Origin of the sequence: Neisseria sp. CCUG12390 (genome assembly GCF_047837985.1) — a bacterium.
Lineage (GTDB): Bacteria > Pseudomonadota > Gammaproteobacteria > Burkholderiales > Neisseriaceae > Neisseria.
In genome coordinates this window covers 494131-510851 of record NZ_CP181244.1, presented here as the reverse complement: position 1 = coordinate 510851, position 16721 = coordinate 494131, and the positions used below count along the sequence as shown (strand labels likewise).

Genomic DNA, 16721 nt, shown 5'->3' with positions numbered 1-16721 from the left:
TACAAAAACAAGGCCGTCTGAAAATGTCGGGAAAACAATTTTCAGACGGCATGGTCTTGTTTTATCGTCGGACAAGCCAACTGCGCGGGCAACGAGCGCCCACCCTGCCGCTTATTGATTGAAAAGACAAAAGGCCGTCTGAAAATAAAGTGTTTTCAGACGGCACGGCCTTATCAACAAAACAAAGAAACAGGCGGAATCAATCCATGTGGGCAACAAGTGCCCACCCTACACGGGTCAGCTGACGATTGTAGGATATGAACTTGCTGCACTCCGCATACAAAAACAAGGCCGTCTGAAAAATATCGGGAAAACGGTTTTCAGACGGTATGGTCCTGTTTTATCGTCGGACAGGCCAACTGCGCGGGCAACGAGTGCCCACCCTGCCGCCGAACCCGACTTGCCGCAAAACCGCAATCCAAGACAATCGTAGGGTGTGCGCTTGCTGCACACCGCATACAAAAACCATGCCGTCTGAAAATGTCGGGAAAACAATTTTCAGACGGCATGGTTTTATTTTATCGTCGGACAGACCAAACTGCGCGGGCAACGAGTACCCATCCTGCCGCCTAACCCGACTTGCCGCAAAACCGCAATCCAAGACAATCGTAGGGTGTGCACTTGCTGCACACCGCATACAAAAACCATGCCGTCTGAAAATGTCGGAAAACAATTTTCAGACGGCATGGTTTTATTTTATCGTCGGACAGGCCAAACTGCGTGGGCAACGAGTGCCGCCTAACGCCGGAACATTCAGACGGCCTTAAAACGTATCCTCCGGCACGCGTACCCAGCCCTCCATAATCACCCGCGCGCTGCGGCTCATGACGGCTTTGGTGGCGGTCCAGCGGCCGTCTGAAAGCTCCGCCGACGCGCCGACGCGCAAGGTTCCCGAAGGGTGGCCGAAGCGCACGGCGTCGCGTTGGCCGCCGCCTGCGGCAAGGTTGACGAGCGTACTGGGAACGGCGGCGGCGGTGGCGATGGCGACGGAGGCTGTGCCCATCATGGCGTGGTGCAGTTTGCCCATGCTCATGGCGCGCACCAGCAGGTCAACGTCTTCTTTCTGAACTGTTTTTCCGCTTGAGGCAACGTATTCCGCAGGCGGCGCAACCCAGGCGATTTTCGGCGTGTGCGCGCGGGTGGCGGCTTCGGCAACATCGGCAATCAAGCCCATTTTCAGTGCGCCGTAAGCGCGGATTTTCTCCAATTTGTCCAATTCGGCGGGGTTGCCGTTGATGTCGTCCTGCAACTCCTTGCCCGTGTAACCCAAGTCGGCGGCGTTCAGGAAAATGGTCGGAATGCCCGAGTTAATCAGGGTCGCGTCAAATTCACCCACTCCGGGAACGGACAATTTGTCCACCGCATTGCCCGTCGGGAACATATCGCCTTCGCCGTCGGCGGGGTCGAGAAACTCGATTTGCACTTCGGCGGCGGGGAACGTTACCCCGTCCAGCTCGAAATCGCCCGTTTCCAGCACTTCACCGTTCTGCATCGGCACATGCGTGATGATGGTTTTGGCGATGTTTTTCTGCCAAATGTTTACCGTGCAGATGCCGTCTGAAGGAATTTTTTCCTTATCCACCAATCCGTTGGCGATGGCGAACGCACCCACGGCGGCGGTAAGGTTGCCGCAGTTGCCGCTCCAATCCACAAACGGCTTGTCGATGGACACCTGGCCGAACAGGTAATCCACGTCGTGATCGGGTTTTGACGATTTGTCCAAAATCACCGCCTTGCTGGTGGACGACGAAGCGTTGCCCAAACCGTCAATCTGCTTGCCGTAAGGGTCGGGGCTGCCGAGCACGCGCAGCAGGATTTTGTCGCGCGCCGCCCCCGCTTCCTGCGCCGCCTCGGGCAGGTCGGTGCGTTTGAAAAATACGCCTTTGGACGTGCCGCCGCGGTAATAGACGGCGGGGATTTTGATTTGCGGCATTTGGTTTCTCCTTTGGTTTTGGGTTGTTCGGATGTTTATGCGGTGTCGGTTGGCGGGTTTGCGCCGTCCTGCTTAAGGCCGTCTGAAATATTTTTCAGACAGGCATTGCCTGCTTGGGTTCGCTGTTCAGTAGGTCGGGCATTTATGCCCGACGTAAACCGACATACGGCACAGGGAATTGTCGGGCATAAATGTCCGACCTACGCAGTTTGTTATTCCGCACGGTAGGGCGGGTGTCAACCCACCGTTTTCATTTCAGGCTGCCTGAAATTTTTCAGACAGGCATTTCAGACGACCTGCTCTACCATCCATTTTTCTATCGTGCCGTTTCTGACGGCGAACAGTTCGTGGTTGGTAATCGGGCGCATGTCCAATTTGTCCTGCTGTGCGGCCAGTATCTGTTCGCAAACTTCGGCGAAGGGTTCGCTGCGGTAATGCACGAGCGGGTAAAACGGGATGGCCGCCAAGCCTTTTGTGCCGTCGAGTTCGGGCGCGGCGGCGGGGTTGTCCATCGGCGCGTAGCAGGCGATGTCGGGACTTAAAACCAGCGTGCCGGCGGATTCTCCGATGTAGGTTTTGCTTTGGTTGATGTGGTCAACCAGCATGCGGTCGGCGTTTTTGCGGCGCATTTCCTGCAACAGATAAAAAGTGTTGCCGCCCGATACGTAAATATAGTCGTTTTGTTGCAAGGTTCGGGCGATGTGTTCGAGGGTTGCGGCGGCGATGTCCAATTCTTCGACGGCCATGCCGAGCGTGCGGAAAGCGTTGCGGGCATCGTCCACGTAGCCGCGGTATTCTTCCACCAGACTGGCGGTGGGGATGAAGGCAACGCTGCGGCCGACGGGATTGCCCGCGAATTTTGGGAACAGCGGGGCGACGTCGGCAAACGATGAGGTAAGAAACAGGTTGGACATGGGCTTTCCTTTGTTTCGCATGAGACTGTTTTCAGACAGGCATTTCAGACGACCTGCAAAGCGATGGGTTGACACCCGCCCTACAGATTGAAACGCGGTTCGGGATAGGTTGGGCGGTTAACCCGGTTTCAGACGGCATTGGGGTTTGTCGGGTCTTGACCCAACCTACGCATTTAAGGCCGTCTGAAATATTTTTCAGACAGGCATTGCCTGCTTGGGTTCGCAGTTCAGTAGGTCGGGCATTTATGCCCGACAATTCCCTTATGTCGGTTTACGTCGGGTATGAATGCCCGACCTACAGGCTGCCGCCTACTTGTAGGGCGGGTGTAAACCCGCCGTTTTTCAGACGGCCTCACACATACTCGCTGATTTCAATCAGATTATTGTCGGGGTCGCGGATGTACACCGAACGGATTTTCCCGACCGCGCCGGTACGTTCGACGATGCCTTCCACAATCGGAACCTGCTTCGCGGCCAATTCCTCAACCACTTTTTCCAGCGGCGTTTCGCTAATCAGGCACAAATCCATCGCGCCGCAGGTCGGGCGTTCCGCTTTGGGTTCGAACTCTTTGCCCTTTTGGTGCAGGTTGATTTTCTGATTGCCGAATTTCAAAGCTTTGCGGCTTCCGAGAAAAGTTTCCTCTTAGAAACCGAGAATTTGCGTATAAAACGCGATGGTTTTATCCATATCGGCGACGGTAAAAACGATGTGGTCGATGCGGGAAATCTGCATGGCGTTTCCTTGTTTCGGAACATGTAGCAACTGTATTTTAACCCCGTCGGGCAAAAATACCGTTGCTGCGGACTGCCGTTTGCGTCGGGCATGAATGCCCGACCTACAGAGTTGCCGGCTTGTAGGGCGGGTGTGAACCCGCCGTTTTGTTTTCAGCAAGCCTGAAATTTTTCAGACAGGCATTGTCTGCTTGGGTTTGCTGTTCAGTAGGTCGGGCATTTATGCCCGACAATTCCCTGTGGCTTGTAGAGCGGGTGTTAACCCGCCGTTTTATTTTTCAGACCGCCTGAAATTTTCAGACAGGCATTTTCAGACGGCCTGATAGTGGTGGGTTTACACCCACCCTACCTAGCATCCAGATTCGGATTACAGGCCGTCTGAAAACGTTTTAACCTGTCGGAAAAGGCTGCGTGACTACGCCGCGTTCCCTTCCAAAAAGTCCTGCGCAAACCGTTGCAGCACACCACCCGCTTCGTAAATCAACACTTCCTCGGCGGTGTCCAAACGGCTGGTTACGGGGACTTCGATGACTTCGCCGTTTCGGCGGCGGATAACCAAAGTCAAGTCGCCGCGCGGGACGCGTTCGCCGATGACGTCGTAGGTTTCGGTGCCGTCCAATTGCAGGGTATGGCGGTTCACGCCTTCTTTAAACTGCAAAGGCAGCACGCCCATGCCGATGAGGTTGGTGCGGTGGATGCGCTCGAAGCCTTCGGCGACAATGGCTTCCACGCCCGCCAAGCGCACGCCTTTGGCTGCCCAGTCGCGCGATGAGCCTTGGCCGTAGTCTGCGCCGGCCACGATAATCAGCGGCTGTTTGCGGTTCATGTAGGTTTCGATGGCTTCCCACATGCGCATGGTTCGGCCTTCGGGTTCGACTCGGGCGAGCGAGCCTTGGCGCACCGTGCCGTCTTCGTTTTTCACCATTTCGTTGAAGAGCTTGGGGTTGGCGAAGGTGGCACGTTGGGCGGTCAGGTGGTCGCCGCGGTGGGTGGCGTATGAGTTAAAGTCTTCTTCGGGCAAGCCCATTTTGGCGAGGTATTCGCCTGCCGCGCTGGTGGGCAGGATGGCGTTGGAAGGCGACAGGTGGTCGGTGGTGATGTTGTCGGGCAAAATCGCCAGCGGGCGCATGCCTTTGAGCGTGCGTTCGCCTGCCAGCGCGCCTTCCCAGTAGGGCGGACGGCGGATGTAGGTGGACATCGGCCGCCAGTCGTAGAGCGGACTCGGGGCTTTTTCGGCCGCGCCGGTGTCGAACATGGGGATGTACACGTCGCGGAACTGCTGCGGTTTCACGTATTCGGCAACGATGGCGTCGATTTCTTCGTCGGTCGGCCAGATGTCTTTCAGGCGGATTTCGCGGCCGTCTGAAACGCCGAGTACGTCGTTTTCGATGTCGAAACGGATGCTGCCTGCGATGGCGTAGGCGACCACCAGCGGCGGCGATGCCAAAAACGCCTGTTTCGCGTAGGGGTGGATGCGGCCGTCGAAGTTGCGGTTGCCGGACAACACGGCGGTGGCGTACAAATCGCGGTCGATGATTTCCTGCTGGATTTTCGGGTCGAGCGCGCCGCTCATGCCGTTGCAGGTGGTGCAGGCGAAGGCGACGATGCCGAAGCCGAGTTTTTCCATTTCAGGCAGCAGCCCTGCTTCTTTCAGGTAGATTTCCGCCACTTTCGAGCCGGGCGCGAACGAGGATTTCACCCACGGTTTGCGCGTCAGGCCCAAGCGGTTGGCGTTGCGGGCGAGCAGCGCGGCGGCCACCACGTTGCGCGGGTTGGAGGTATTGGTGCACGAGGTAATCGCGGCGATGACGACCGCGCCGTCGGGCATCAGGCCGTCTGAAGGCGTTTCGTAGGGCTGCGCCAAGCCTTTGGCGGCCAAATCGGTAGTAGCGAAACGCGCGTGCGGGTTGGACGGCCCGGCCATGTTGCGCACCACGGTGGACAAATCGAACTTCAACACGCGCGGATAAACGGCGGTTTCCAGCGCGTCCGCCCACAGACCGGCGGTTTTCGCGTAGTTTTCCACCAGCTTCACCTGCGCATCGTCGCGGCCGGTCAGTTTCAGATAGGCAATCGTCTGTTCGTCAATCGAGAACATCGCCGCCGTCGCGCCGAATTCGGGGGTCATATTGGAAATCGTCGCGCGGTCGCCGATGGACAAACTGCGCGCGCCTTCGCCGAAAAACTCCACAAACGCACCGACCACGCGCTCCTTGCGCAGAAACTCCGTCAGCGCAAGCACGATGTCCGTGGCCGTAATCCCCGGCTGGCGTTTGCCCGTCAACTCCACGCCCACAATGTCCGGCAGGCGCATCATCGACGCGCGGCCGAGCATCACCGTTTCCGCTTCCAAACCGCCCACGCCCACCGAAATCACGCCCAGCGCGTCCACATGCGGCGTGTGCGAATCCGTGCCCACACAGGTATCGGGGAAGGCCACGCCGTTTTTTACCTGAATCACGGGCGACATTTTTTCCAAGTTGATTTGGTGCATGATGCCGTTGCCAGCCGGAATCACGTCCACGTTTTCAAACGCGGTTTTCGTCCAATTGATAAAGTGGAAACGGTCTTCGTTGCGGCGGTCTTCGATTTCGCGGTTTTTGCGGAACGCATCCGGATCGTCGCCGCCGCACTCCACGGCGAGGGAATGGTCAACGATGAGCTGCGTCTGCACCACCGGATTCACCTTGCTCGGATCGCCGCCCTTTTCCGCAATCGCATCGCGCAAACCCGCCAAGTCCACCAGCGCGGTCTGCCCCAGAATATCGTGGCACACCACCCGCGCAGGGAACCACGGAAAATCCAGTTCCTGTTTGTTTTCAATCAGTTGACCCAACCACGATTGCAGCGTGGCCAAATCAACCTTGTCGGCACGGTTCACCAGATTTTCCGCCAGAATGCGGCTGGTGTACGGCAGCTTGTCGTAAGAACCCGGCTTGATGTCTTCGCACGCTTGGCGCGCGTCGAAGTATTCCAGATTGCTGTTGGGCAGGGGTTTGCGGTAAATCGCGTTGGTGGTCATGGCGTTGCTCCTTAAAAAATGTTTTTCTTGTTCAACAGGTTTTTCAGACGGCCTTGGGTACGGTAACGGCTTTCAGGCTGCAAGGCCGTCTGAAAATCAGGTTTCGGCAGCCTGAAAGGGAATCGGTCGGCGGGTTGGCACCCACCTTACAGGTTTGCGGGTAGGACGGGGGTACCCGCCTTTTCGTATGTTCAGTTCGTATTTTTCAGACAGGCATTTGCTTTACGGCTCAGGCCGTCTGAAAAGTCCGTAGGTCGGGCATTCATGCCCGACGTTTTTTCCATGTATCGCTTGCGTCGGGCATGAATGCCCGACCTACGGAGTTTCAGACGGCCTGACCGTGAGTTGACGCCCACCCTTTCTGACTGAACCGCCTTTTCAAAATCAGCTTTCCTTTACGGCGCTGTGTAACAGCTTTCCGCCCATCACCCCCAGCAGCAAACCGGCGGTCTTATCGATGTAAAAGGCTGCGCGGGCGAATGCTCCGCGGATACTGTTGCGCGAGAGCACCAGCACAATCATCGCATCCCATGCAAACACCAAAAGCGTCATCCATATGCCCAAGGCAACGGTCACGCCCATGCCCGCTTGCGGCGTCAGCACGACCGAAAACAGGCTCAGGTAAAAAATGATGTTTTTCGGATTCGACAACCCCGAAAGCAGGCCAAGCAGAAATTCTTTTGCAAACGAAGGCGCACGGCTGCCTGTTTCTCCGGCAGCCTGGGCGGTGATAAAGGCATAATCGCTGCGGCGGGCTTTGAGCGCGTGCCAGGCCACGTAAAGCAGAAAAGCCCCGCCGGCCGTTTTGAGCAGCGTCATCAGCCACAGCGAATGGGCGACCGCCGCGCCGACACCGATGATGCACAACACGATGTAGATGCCGTTGGCCAGCGCGATACCCAGCGCCATGCCGATTGCCCTGCGTCGGCTGTTGCGCAACGCGCTGCGCACCATCATCAGGAAATCGGGTCCCGGGCTGATTAAGGCCAGAAAGTGTGCGACGACCACCGTCATCACAATGCTGAAAGTTTGCGTATCCATCAATCTGCTCCGGGGGAATGTTTCAAACAATCTTTTTTCAGACGGCCTCAACCATCAGCGGCCGGTTTTGGTATAAGTGGCGCGAACCATGTCGCGCAAATCCACGCTGATCTGTATGCTCGGCACTTCTGCGGTCAGCTTTTGCACGGTTTCGGCCAAGGCGCGGCTCAGTTCGGCTTTGGCCGTTTCGCTGCGGCCTTCCAATAAGTTCAGGGTCAGATGGGCAAAGGCCTGTTTGCCACCGCCGGTCGAATAGTCCGCTTCGGCATAGCGGCACAGGCGGATTTTCAAATCGTATTCTTCAAACAGGCCGCTGTTTAACAAGGTGCGGTGCAGTTCGGGCAACGCTTCCTGCGGCATTTCCACGCCGCCGTATTCAACCGTTAAATGGGGCATTTTTTTATCCTTTGTTTTTCAGACGGCCTGTCCATTTGCCGCCGAACACGTGAACCAGCAAACCGGCCATCACCACCACGATGCCCGCCCAATGCCATGCGCCCAGGCGTTCGCCCAAGAAGATGTAGCCGACCAGCAGCGCAATTACGGGCACGCACAGCGCAAACGGGGTAATCTTCCCTGCCGGATGGCGCGAGAGCAAATCGCCCCACGCGGTGTAGCCGACCAAACTCGACACATAAGCCAGAAACAAGATGCTGACGATGCCCAAACCGCTGAGCGACAGCGTGTAAGAAACCAAACCGTCGGCACCGTATATCATTAAGGAAACCGCAGTAAACGCGGCCAATGCCGACTAGCTGCCCCACACCACCAATGAGAGCGGGTTTACCGGCCCGATGCGTTTTACCACGATGTTGCCGGCCGCCCAGGAAGCCGCCGCGCCGACCACCGCCAGCAGAGCCGCCAAGGGCATGCTGCCCTGATATTGCCCGATGCCGATGAACACCAGCCCCACCGCCGCGGCAAACATGCCCAGCAGATGATGGCGCAACACCGGTTCGCCCATCACCACGCCGGCCACCAAGACGGTGAGAAACACCTGAAGCTGCACCAGCAAGGCGGCCAAGCCCGTCGGCATGCCCAGCTCCAGCGCGGTAAACATCAGCCCGAACTGGCCGAAACTGATGGTCAGGCCGTAAAGCGCGAGCCAGTGCCAAGCCACTTTCGGCGGCTTGATAAACAACACCGCCGGAAAAATCACCAGCAAAAACCGCAGCATTCCTAAAATCATCGGCGGCACGTCGGCCAGCGCGGTTTTCATAAAGAAGAAATTAATGCCCCAAATACCGACTACGGCGGCAATCAGCAGCGCGTCTTTTGTGTTCATGGTGCAATCTCTTGACAGGCAAAACGGTTGTTATGGTTATCTTACCGCATCCGAAGCGGTTCAGACGGCCTCATGCACCTTAAGGCCGTAGGGCGGGAACGAACCCGCTGTTTTTTGTTTTTCAGTTTTTAGGGTGGGTGTGAACCCACCGTTTTTCCGTTTTGTATTTTCAGACGGCCTGAATGTTTTTCAGACAGGCATTTGTTTTAATAGTGAAGGCCGTCTGAAAAGTTTAATGTTCTAGTAACCTGTTTCCTCCTGCGAGGGCTGTTTCCGGTTTGGGTAAACGTTTCGAAAGGGGATGGTGGGTTCACACCCACCCTACCAATGGGTTCCGTAGGTCGGGCATTCATGCCCGACCTACGGGGTTTCGGTTTGTAGTTTTTTTCGTAGGGGGGCAACCCACCGTTTTTCTGTTTTGTATTTTCAGGCTGCCGAAAGGTTTCAGGCTGCCTGAATGTTTTTCAGACAGGCATTTGTTTTAATAGTGAAGGCCGTCTGAAAAGTTTAACGTTCTAGTAACCTGTTTCCTCTCTTGTGGGGGATGGTGGGTTGACACCCACCCTACCGATGGGCTCCGTAGGTCGGGCATTCATGCCCGACGATGGTTTGTTCCGCTTGGTTCGGTGTACGTCGGGCATGAATGCCCGACCTACCGGGTTTCGGTTTGTAGGGCGGGTGTGACCCCGCCGCTTGTTTTTCATCGGCCTGCCGAAGTTTTTCAGACAGGCATTTGCGTTTTCAGACGGCCTTTGCGGGAAAGGCCGTCTGAAAATGCTTTAACGCTCGTCCAACGGCACGAACGGAATATCGTCGGGGCCGGTGTAGTTCGCGCTCGGACGGATAATCTTGCCGTCTTTGCGCTGTTCTAAAACGTGCGCCGACCAGCCCGTGGTGCGTGAAATCACAAAGAGCGGGGTGAACATGGCGGTGGGTACGCCGAGTTTTTGGTAGGAGACGGCGGAGAACCAGTCCAAATTCGGGAACATTTTTTTCTCGTTCCACATCAGGGTTTCGAGGCGTTCGGCGATGTCGAACAGGCGCATGTCGCCGGCTTCTTTGCTCAAGTCGCGCGCGACTTCTTTGATGACGACGTTGCGCGGGTCGGACACGGTGTACACGGGGTGGCCGAAGCCGATGACGATTTCTTTGCGGCCGATGCGTTCGCGGATGTCGGCTTCGGCTTCGTCGGCGTTGCGGTAGCGTTTCTGGATGTCGTAGGCGACTTCGTTCGCGCCGCCGTGTTTCGGGCCTTTGAGCGCGCCGATGGCGCCGGTGATGCACGAATAAATATCGGAACCCGTACCCGCAATCACGCGGCTGGTGAAGGTGGAGGCGTTGAATTCGTGTTCGGCATACAGAATCAGGGAAACGTGCATGGCTTTGATGTGCGAAGCGGTCGGGCGTTTGCCGTGCAGAAGGTGCAGGAAGTGGCCGCCGATGCTGTCTTCTTCGCTTTCCACGTCAATGCTTTTGCCCTTGTGCGAATATTGGTACCAATACAGCAGAATGCTGCCCAGGCTGGCGATGAGTTTGTCGGCGATGTCGCGCGCTTCGCTTTCGGGCTGGCTTTCGCGTTCGGGGTGCACGCAGCCCATCATGGAAACGCCCGAACGCAAAACGTCCATCGGATGCGTGTGCGCCGGCAGGTTTTCCAGCATTTTGCGGACGCGGATCGGCAGGCCGCGCAAGGTTTGCAGCTTGGCTTTGTAGGCCGCCAACTCGCTCTTGTTGGGCAGATGGCCGTGAATCAGCAGGTGCGCGACTTCTTCGAATTCGCAGTGTTTGGCCAAATCGAGGATGTCGTAGCCGCGGTAGCTTAAGTCGTTGCCGCTTTTGCCGACGGTACACAGCGCGGTATTACCGGCCGCTACGCCTGACAGGGCGACGGATTTTTTGGGTTTGAAAGTCGGGGTTTCGGTTGTCATGATGTTTCTCCTGATTGTTACTTTTTTATGATTTATTTTTCAGACGGCCTTCTCGTTTAAGGAAAGGCCGTCTGAAAATCCAACAACTTCTATTTCTACGGCTTTATTTATTTTTGAAACAGCTTGTCCAATTTCTGCTCGAAATCGTGATAGCCCAAGTGTTCGTAAAGCTCGGCGCGGGTCTGCATGGTATCGACCACATTGGCCTGCGTGCCGTCGCGCATAATCGCTTCGTACACATTCAATGCGGCTTTGCTGGCGGCGCGGAAGGTGGAAAGCGGATACAGCACCAATTGCACGCCGTTGTCGGCCAGCTCTTTTTGCGTATAGAGCGGCGTCGAGCCGAACTCGGTAATATTGGCCAACACCGGCACTTTCACCGCATCAACGAATTGTCTGTACATGCCCAATTCGGTCATCGCTTCGGGGAAAATCATGTCGGCACCGGCTTCTACACAGGCTTGCGCGCGCTCAATCGCTGCATCCAAACCTTCTACCGCCAATGCGTCGGTACGCGCCATAATCACGAAGTTTTCATCGACGCGTGCGTCCACGGCGGCTTTGATGCGGTCAACCATTTCCTCTTTGGAAACAATGGCTTTATTCGGACGGTGGCCGCAACGTTTCTGCGCCACTTGGTCTTCGATGTGCACCGCCGCCACACCCGCACGCTCGAAATTGCGGATGGTGCGCGCGATGTTGAACGCCCCACCCCAGCCCACGTCAATATCCACCAGCAAAGGCGTATCCACGTTATCGGTAATTCGGCGTGCGTCAATCAGCACGTCTTCCATCGTGGTAATGCCCAAATCGGGAATGCCATTGGAGCAGGCAGCCACGCCGCCGCCCGAAAGATAAATCGCTTTAAAGCCGCTGTGGGTGGCCAGCCGTGCAAAATAGGCATTGACGCAGCCGACGACGGCCAACGGATTGGATTCTTGAACGGCTTGGCGGAAACGCAGGCCGGCTGAAGCTTGGGTCATCGTTTTTCTCCTCTTATCAATCACATCGTCAAATCAAACTTGATTGACATCACTCAAATCATTTTCAATAAACAGCATCCTGACAGCAATGATTCTGACCGGAACAAGCGGAAAACCGCTGCTTATTGGAAATCATTCGGGCGTTTTGTTTACAGGTTCAAACAAGGGGCGGAAGAAAAAGAATTAATGCTTGACCGCTTTGACAGGCGGCAAACCAAGTGCGGTACGCGGAGACGGAGGGAAAATCCCGTTGAAATAAAAAGACGGCGGCAAGATGGCGCGGAAAGTCATGGTGTGTTCCTTTGCATGATGTAGTTTCATGTAGTTTTTATTTGGTTCAAATCTAAGCCATAATTTTTGACGTGTCAAATCTTTTTTCAACCTGCTTGATAAAATTTATCGGTCAAAAATAAACAAGCGCATGGAAAATATTCCGAATGCGCTTTTCAAATCATCATAACTTTCTGTATTTAATCGATTTAGAAAGAAAAAATTTCCCTTCAGTCAAAAGCAATAAAATGTTTGACGGCATGAAAAATAAAAGTCTTGTCCGCCTGACGCAATCCAGCCGAAACGCCGCCCTGCCAACCCCTACCCGACGGTTCATGGAAAGCAGGCAGATATTTTTCAGACGGCCTGTCTGCCGGTTATATTCAAAACCTTCAGTTAACTTGAATATTTTTCATTCAAAACCGATTATTCAGTTGTTTATAACAATAAAAACAGGCCGTCTGAAACATCATGTTTTCAGACGGCCTGTTTGAAGCATTTTCCGGCAGGGCAAATCAACCGCCCATATACCAGAATTTCAATGCCCACAACACGGCGACAATCCACACCATCGGCGGCACTTCTTTCGCGCGGCCGCACAAGAGTTTAATCACCGCATAGCTGATAAAGCCCGCTGCAATGCCGTCGGCAATTGAGTAGGTAAACGGCATGAAAACGATGGTCAGGAACGCAGGGGCGGCTTCGGTGATGTCGTCCCAATCGATTTCGGTCGAGCTGCGCAGCATCTGTGTGCCGACATACAGCAAAGCCGGTGCAGTAGCGAAAGCCGGCACGCTTTGCGCCAACGGCGAAAACACCAGACACGCCAACATCAGCACGCCGACCACGACCGCAGTCAGCCCCGTGCGGCCGCCTGCGGCCACGCCCGACGCGCTTTCGACATAAGGCGTGGTGGACGATGTACCCAGAGCCGCACCGGCGACGATGGCGGTAGAGTCGGCCAGCAAGGCGCGCTTCAGGCGCGGCAGTTTGCCGTCCACCAGCAAGCCCGCGCGGTGTGACACGCCGACCAAAGTGCCGGTACTGTCGAACAAGTCCACCAGGAAAAACACGAAAATCACGCTGATCATGCTGACGGTAAACAGACCTTCGAAATCCATCTGCATGAACGTCGGCGCAATGCTCGGCACGCTGCCGACCACGCCTTTGAATTCGCTCAAGCCCATCAGGCTGGACAACACGGTAATGCCTAAAATCGTAATGATGATCGCGCCTTTGATGCGGAAATGGCTCAACACGCACACCGCTGCAAAACCACCCAAAGCCAACAAGACCGACGGCTGGTGAATGTCGCCCATACCGACCAGCGTGGCCGGGTTATCGACAATCACGCCCGCGCCTTTGAGTGCGATTAAGGCCAAAAACAGGCCGATACCGGAGGCAATCGACATTTTCAAGCCCATCGGCAAGGCGTTCACCAGCATTTCGCGCACTTTAAACAGGCTGAAGAAAATAAAAATCAGGCCGGACATAAACACCGCGCCCAAAGCCACCTGCCACGGCACGCCCATGCCCTTCACTACGGCAAACGTGAAATAAGCGTTCAAGCCCATACCCGGAGCGAGCGCAATCGGATAGTTGCCGACAAAGCCCATTACGAAGCAGCCGATGGCCGCCGCGATGCAGGTGGCGACGAACACCGCGCCGACATCCATGCCCGCTTCGCCCAAAATCAGGGGGTTGACGATGATGATGTAGCACATGGTCAGAAAGGTGGTCAGACCCGCCATCATTTCCGTGCGCACGTTGGTGCCGTTTTCGCGCAATCTGAATATGCGCTCGAGCATACTGTTGTCTGAAGTATTCATGTCTGTCTTCAAAAGTTAAGGGGAAAATTTGGGCGGTATTATACTGAATTTCCTGATACTTCGGGCAATTTTAGTTTACCGTCGATCCGTTCGGGCCGTCTGAAAAACAGCCCGCGACGGTTTGAACCGACAGTTTGCACTCCGCCCGATAAAAGCTGCGGTTTCAGACGGCCTTCACGCTGTATGCAAAAGGCGACAAAGTTTGTCGCTGCCACGACAAAGGCGTAAAATCGCTATCCGTTCACATCATATCGATATACTCATGGAAACCTCCCTGCTGCTCGCCGAAAAAATCGCCCAACTCACATTAATCGTGTTCATGGGCATTGCTTTGGTGAAATTCAAACTGCTGAAAACCGGCGACAGCTATCCGCTTTCCGTGATTACGCTTTACCTCGTCAGCCCGGCGGTGATGATTCACGCCTTCCAAGTCGATTACACGCCCGAAATTCTCGACGGCTTGTGGCTGTCGGTAAAACTTGCCGTTCTGTTCAACTTTTCGCTGATTGCGCTGGGCAAACTGGCGGCCAGGATTTTCAAACTCGACGTCCTCGAACGCGCCGCCGTGATTTACACCAACGCAGGCAACCTGATTATTCCGGTGGTGATGGCGGTTTTCGGTGCGGAATGGCTGATTTACACCGCCGGCTACCTGATTGTGCAGACCGTGATGTTTTGGACGCACCTGCGCGTGATGTTCGGCGGGCGCAGCCAGATGTCGCCGAAAAAAATCCTGACCAACGTCAATATCCTGTCCATCGTCGTCGGCCTCTTGATGTTTGCCTTCCAAATCAAGCTGCCCGCCGTGGTCGATAATGCGCTGGCCGCCGTCGGCAGCATGATAGGCCCGATGGCCATGATGATTGCCGGCATGCTGATTGCCTCCCTGCCCTTGCGTGAAATCATCGGCTCGAAGCGTATTTATTTAGTCACTTTCCTGCGGCTGATACTGATGCCGCTGATTTTGCTGATGATGATCAAACTCTTCGGACTGGCCGAACAAAACAGCCACAACCAAACCGTGGTACTCATCAGCTTTCTCGCCACCATCAGCTCATCCGCCGCCACGGTAACGCAAATGGCGGTGCTTTATCAGAAAAATCCGCAGAAAGCCAGCGCGATTTACGGCATCACCACCCTGCTTTGCGTCGTCAGTATGCCGCTGATGATTGCGCTTTATCAGTGGGTGGTTTGAATTCCGAAAAAAGCAAAGGCCGTCTGAAAAGTATGATTGCTTTTCAGACGGCCTGTTTATTTGTAATCGGCAATATGGACTGTACCGCCGGGTGTTAAAAAGATATTTAGGCTGTAGATTGATTTTCAGAAAAATCAACTGCCCTAAATTCAAAATTTATTTATATAGCAACATCTTATACGCCGAAAAAATTTTTCTCCTACTCCGCCGCTACCGAAAAACAGCACGGATTCCCGAATAAAGCCGCCAAAAAGCTTCTCTACCCAAATATACCCTAAAAAAACCGCCAAATAAAAAGTTTTTATGGTTATAACCAAAATAAAATAGTAAAATCAACCTTAATTTAAGAATATACCCAAAAGGTTTTGCTATGATTAACCGCCCAAATTATCTCCAACAACTCAAGCCTTTTATCAATACCCCTTTAATCAAAGTCATGACAGGCATTCGCCGTTCGGGAAAATCAACGGTGATGAAATTACTGCAAGCGGAACTCCTTTCCCAGGGCATTGATGCGGAAAAAATTATTCATATCAACTTCGAAAGTTTCGCATTCAGTGAGTACAAAACCGCCGGCAAACTCTACGCTCTGGTGAAAGAAAAAATTCAAACTGCGGAAAAATATTATCTACTGCTTGATGAAATCCAAGAGGTTGCCGAATGGGAAAAAGCCGTCAATGCCTTTATGGTGGATTTTAATTTGGATTTGTGCATCACCGGTTCCAATTCGCACTTATTGTCATCCGAGCTTTCCACTTACCTTGCGGGGCGTTATATAGAAATTCCGGTTTTCACGCTCTCATACAAAGAATTTCTGGATTTTAAAGCAGGCTATTCGCAAGAAAATATTGAAAACTCGACCGCTCTTTTCAATGAATATCTGCAAAAAGGCGGCTTCCCCATGGTGCATACGGCGGATTATCCGCAAGAAATCACGTATAAAATCGTGCAAGATATTTATGCGTCCGTGATTCTTCGGGATACCGTCCAACGCCATAAAATCCGTGACGTTGAACTGTTGGAGCGGATTGTAAAATATGCGTTTGACAATATCGGCAATACATTTTCAGGCAAAAATGTGGCCGATTATTTCAAAAGTCAACAACGCAAAGTAGACTTAAATACGGTATATAACCATCTCAAAGCATTAGAAAGCGCATTTATCTTGCACCGAGTAGAACGCTTTGATGTGAAAGGCAAAGAGATTTTGAAAACCCAAGAAAAATTCTATTTGGGCGATGTCTCTTTGCTCTACGCCACAATGGGCTTTCGTACCGGCCTGATTGCGGGCATTTTGGAAAATCTGGTCTATCTCGAACTCAAACGCCGTGGCTATCAGGTGTATATCGGTAAACTCGGTACCAAAGAAATTGATTTTGTGGCACAAAAGCAGAATGAAAAGCTTTATATTCAAGTCGCCTATAAATTAGAAAGCAAACAAACCGTTGAACGAGAATTCTCGCCCCTGCAAGCCATTGCCGATAATCACCCGAAATATGTGATTACGATGGACGATTTTTGGCAGGAAAATATTGATGGCATTGTGCATCAGCATATTGGGGATTTTTTGTTGGAAAATTAGAAGGAAA

The 16721-nt window shown here is 54.0% G+C and carries 13 protein-coding genes and 1 pseudogene; 3 read left to right on the top strand and 11 right to left on the bottom strand.

All coding sequences use genetic code 11. From position 1 onward, the window contains the following. Positions 1-763 precede the first annotated feature (763 nt). The 10 genes and pseudogenes from prpF to prpB form a co-directional block, all read right to left on the bottom strand. Positions 764-1933 (bottom strand): 2-methylaconitate cis-trans isomerase PrpF, encoded by a 1170-nt coding sequence (gene prpF, locus ACM67E_RS02460; RefSeq protein WP_416192051.1) that lies wholly within the window; start codon positions 1931-1933, stop codon positions 764-766. A gap of 287 nt (positions 1934-2220) precedes the next feature. Further along, positions 2221-2847 carry a Type 1 glutamine amidotransferase-like domain-containing protein gene (locus ACM67E_RS02455; protein ID WP_416192050.1) on the bottom strand — a complete coding sequence of 209 codons (627 nt, stop codon included), beginning with the start codon at positions 2845-2847 and terminating at the stop codon, positions 2221-2223. A 352-nt stretch (positions 2848-3199) separates the two neighbouring features. Continuing rightward, positions 3200-3580: pseudogene (locus ACM67E_RS02450) on the bottom strand (VOC family protein). Between the two features lie 414 nt (positions 3581-3994). Continuing rightward, positions 3995-6601 (bottom strand): Fe/S-dependent 2-methylisocitrate dehydratase AcnD, encoded by a 2607-nt coding sequence (acnD, locus tag ACM67E_RS02445; RefSeq protein ID WP_416192049.1) that lies wholly within the window; start codon positions 6599-6601, stop codon positions 3995-3997. 384 nt (positions 6602-6985) lie between these two features. Continuing rightward, positions 6986-7642 carry a LysE family translocator gene (locus ACM67E_RS02440; protein WP_416192048.1) on the bottom strand — a complete coding sequence of 219 codons (657 nt, stop codon included), beginning with the start codon at positions 7640-7642 and terminating at the stop codon, positions 6986-6988. Between the two features lie 54 nt (positions 7643-7696). Next, entirely contained in the window at positions 7697-8038 is a 342-nt protein-coding gene (locus ACM67E_RS02435) for a 5-carboxymethyl-2-hydroxymuconate Delta-isomerase (protein ID WP_416192047.1), read from the bottom strand. A gap of 4 nt (positions 8039-8042) precedes the next feature. Next, positions 8043-8360, bottom strand: a complete 318-nt coding sequence (locus ACM67E_RS02430; RefSeq protein WP_416192046.1) for an EamA family transporter — start codon at positions 8358-8360, stop codon at positions 8043-8045. 33 nt (positions 8361-8393) lie between these two features. Next, the gene (locus ACM67E_RS02425) at positions 8394-8927 is read right to left on the bottom strand and encodes an EamA family transporter (protein ID WP_416192045.1); all 534 of its coding nucleotides are present in this window, start codon (positions 8925-8927) and stop codon (positions 8394-8396) included. 779 nt (positions 8928-9706) lie between these two features. Continuing rightward, positions 9707-10855: a 2-methylcitrate synthase gene (gene prpC / locus ACM67E_RS02420; RefSeq protein WP_416192044.1), complete on the bottom strand. Its 1149-nt coding sequence runs from the start codon at positions 10853-10855 to the stop codon at positions 9707-9709. Between the two features lie 107 nt (positions 10856-10962). Next, positions 10963-11838 carry a methylisocitrate lyase gene (gene prpB / locus ACM67E_RS02415; protein WP_416192043.1) on the bottom strand — a complete coding sequence of 292 codons (876 nt, stop codon included), beginning with the start codon at positions 11836-11838 and terminating at the stop codon, positions 10963-10965. Here prpB and ACM67E_RS02410 point away from each other — a divergent pair. Continuing rightward, positions 11830-12153, top strand: coding sequence for a hypothetical protein (locus tag ACM67E_RS02410; RefSeq protein ID WP_416192042.1), 324 nt, complete (start codon positions 11830-11832; stop codon positions 12151-12153). The two genes, prpB and ACM67E_RS02410, sit on opposite strands and share 9 nt — an antisense overlap. Positions 12154-12623: 470 nt before the next feature. Here the strand turns inward: ACM67E_RS02410 and ACM67E_RS02405 are convergent, their stop codons facing one another. Then, a complete protein-coding gene (locus ACM67E_RS02405) occupies positions 12624-13937 on the bottom strand; it encodes an NCS2 family permease (protein WP_416192041.1) in 1314 nt (437 codons plus the stop codon). Between the two features lie 262 nt (positions 13938-14199). Between ACM67E_RS02405 and ACM67E_RS02400 the strand changes: the two genes are divergently transcribed. Together ACM67E_RS02400 and ACM67E_RS02395 are read left to right on the top strand one after the other, a co-directional pair. Beyond that, complete coding sequence (locus ACM67E_RS02400; RefSeq protein ID WP_416192040.1) at positions 14200-15132, top strand: AEC family transporter; 933 nt, start codon at positions 14200-14202, stop codon at positions 15130-15132. Positions 15133-15502: 370 nt separating this feature from the next. Beyond that, positions 15503-16714 (top strand): ATP-binding protein, encoded by a 1212-nt coding sequence (locus tag ACM67E_RS02395; protein WP_416192039.1) that lies wholly within the window; start codon positions 15503-15505, stop codon positions 16712-16714. Positions 16715-16721: the final 7 nt, after the last annotated feature.

What these genes read in the sequence shown, in the direction of transcription:
- ACM67E_RS02425 (WP_416192045.1), bottom strand. Translation starts at nt 8,927, where the DNA reads ATGAACACAAAAGACGCGCTGCTGATTGCCGCCGTAGTCGGTATTTGG.
- prpF (WP_416192051.1), bottom strand. Translation starts at nt 1,933, where the DNA reads ATGCCGCAAATCAAAATCCCCGCCGTCTATTACCGCGGCGGCACGTCC.
- ACM67E_RS02400 (WP_416192040.1), top strand. Translation starts at nt 14,200, where the DNA reads ATGGAAACCTCCCTGCTGCTCGCCGAAAAAATCGCCCAACTCACATTA.
- ACM67E_RS02455 (WP_416192050.1), bottom strand. Translation starts at nt 2,847, where the DNA reads ATGTCCAACCTGTTTCTTACCTCATCGTTTGCCGACGTCGCCCCGCTG.
- ACM67E_RS02395 (WP_416192039.1), top strand. Translation starts at nt 15,503, where the DNA reads ATGATTAACCGCCCAAATTATCTCCAACAACTCAAGCCTTTTATCAAT.
- ACM67E_RS02435 (WP_416192047.1), bottom strand. Translation starts at nt 8,038, where the DNA reads ATGCCCCATTTAACGGTTGAATACGGCGGCGTGGAAATGCCGCAGGAA.
- prpB (WP_416192043.1), bottom strand. Translation starts at nt 11,838, where the DNA reads ATGACCCAAGCTTCAGCCGGCCTGCGTTTCCGCCAAGCCGTTCAAGAA.
- ACM67E_RS02430 (WP_416192046.1), bottom strand. Translation starts at nt 8,360, where the DNA reads ATGATATACGGTGCCGACGGTTTGGTTTCTTACACGCTGTCGCTCAGC.
- acnD (WP_416192049.1), bottom strand. Translation starts at nt 6,601, where the DNA reads ATGACCACCAACGCGATTTACCGCAAACCCCTGCCCAACAGCAATCTG.
- ACM67E_RS02440 (WP_416192048.1), bottom strand. Translation starts at nt 7,642, where the DNA reads ATGGATACGCAAACTTTCAGCATTGTGATGACGGTGGTCGTCGCACAC.
- prpC (WP_416192044.1), bottom strand. Translation starts at nt 10,855, where the DNA reads ATGACAACCGAAACCCCGACTTTCAAACCCAAAAAATCCGTCGCCCTG.
- ACM67E_RS02405 (WP_416192041.1), bottom strand. Translation starts at nt 13,937, where the DNA reads ATGAATACTTCAGACAACAGTATGCTCGAGCGCATATTCAGATTGCGC.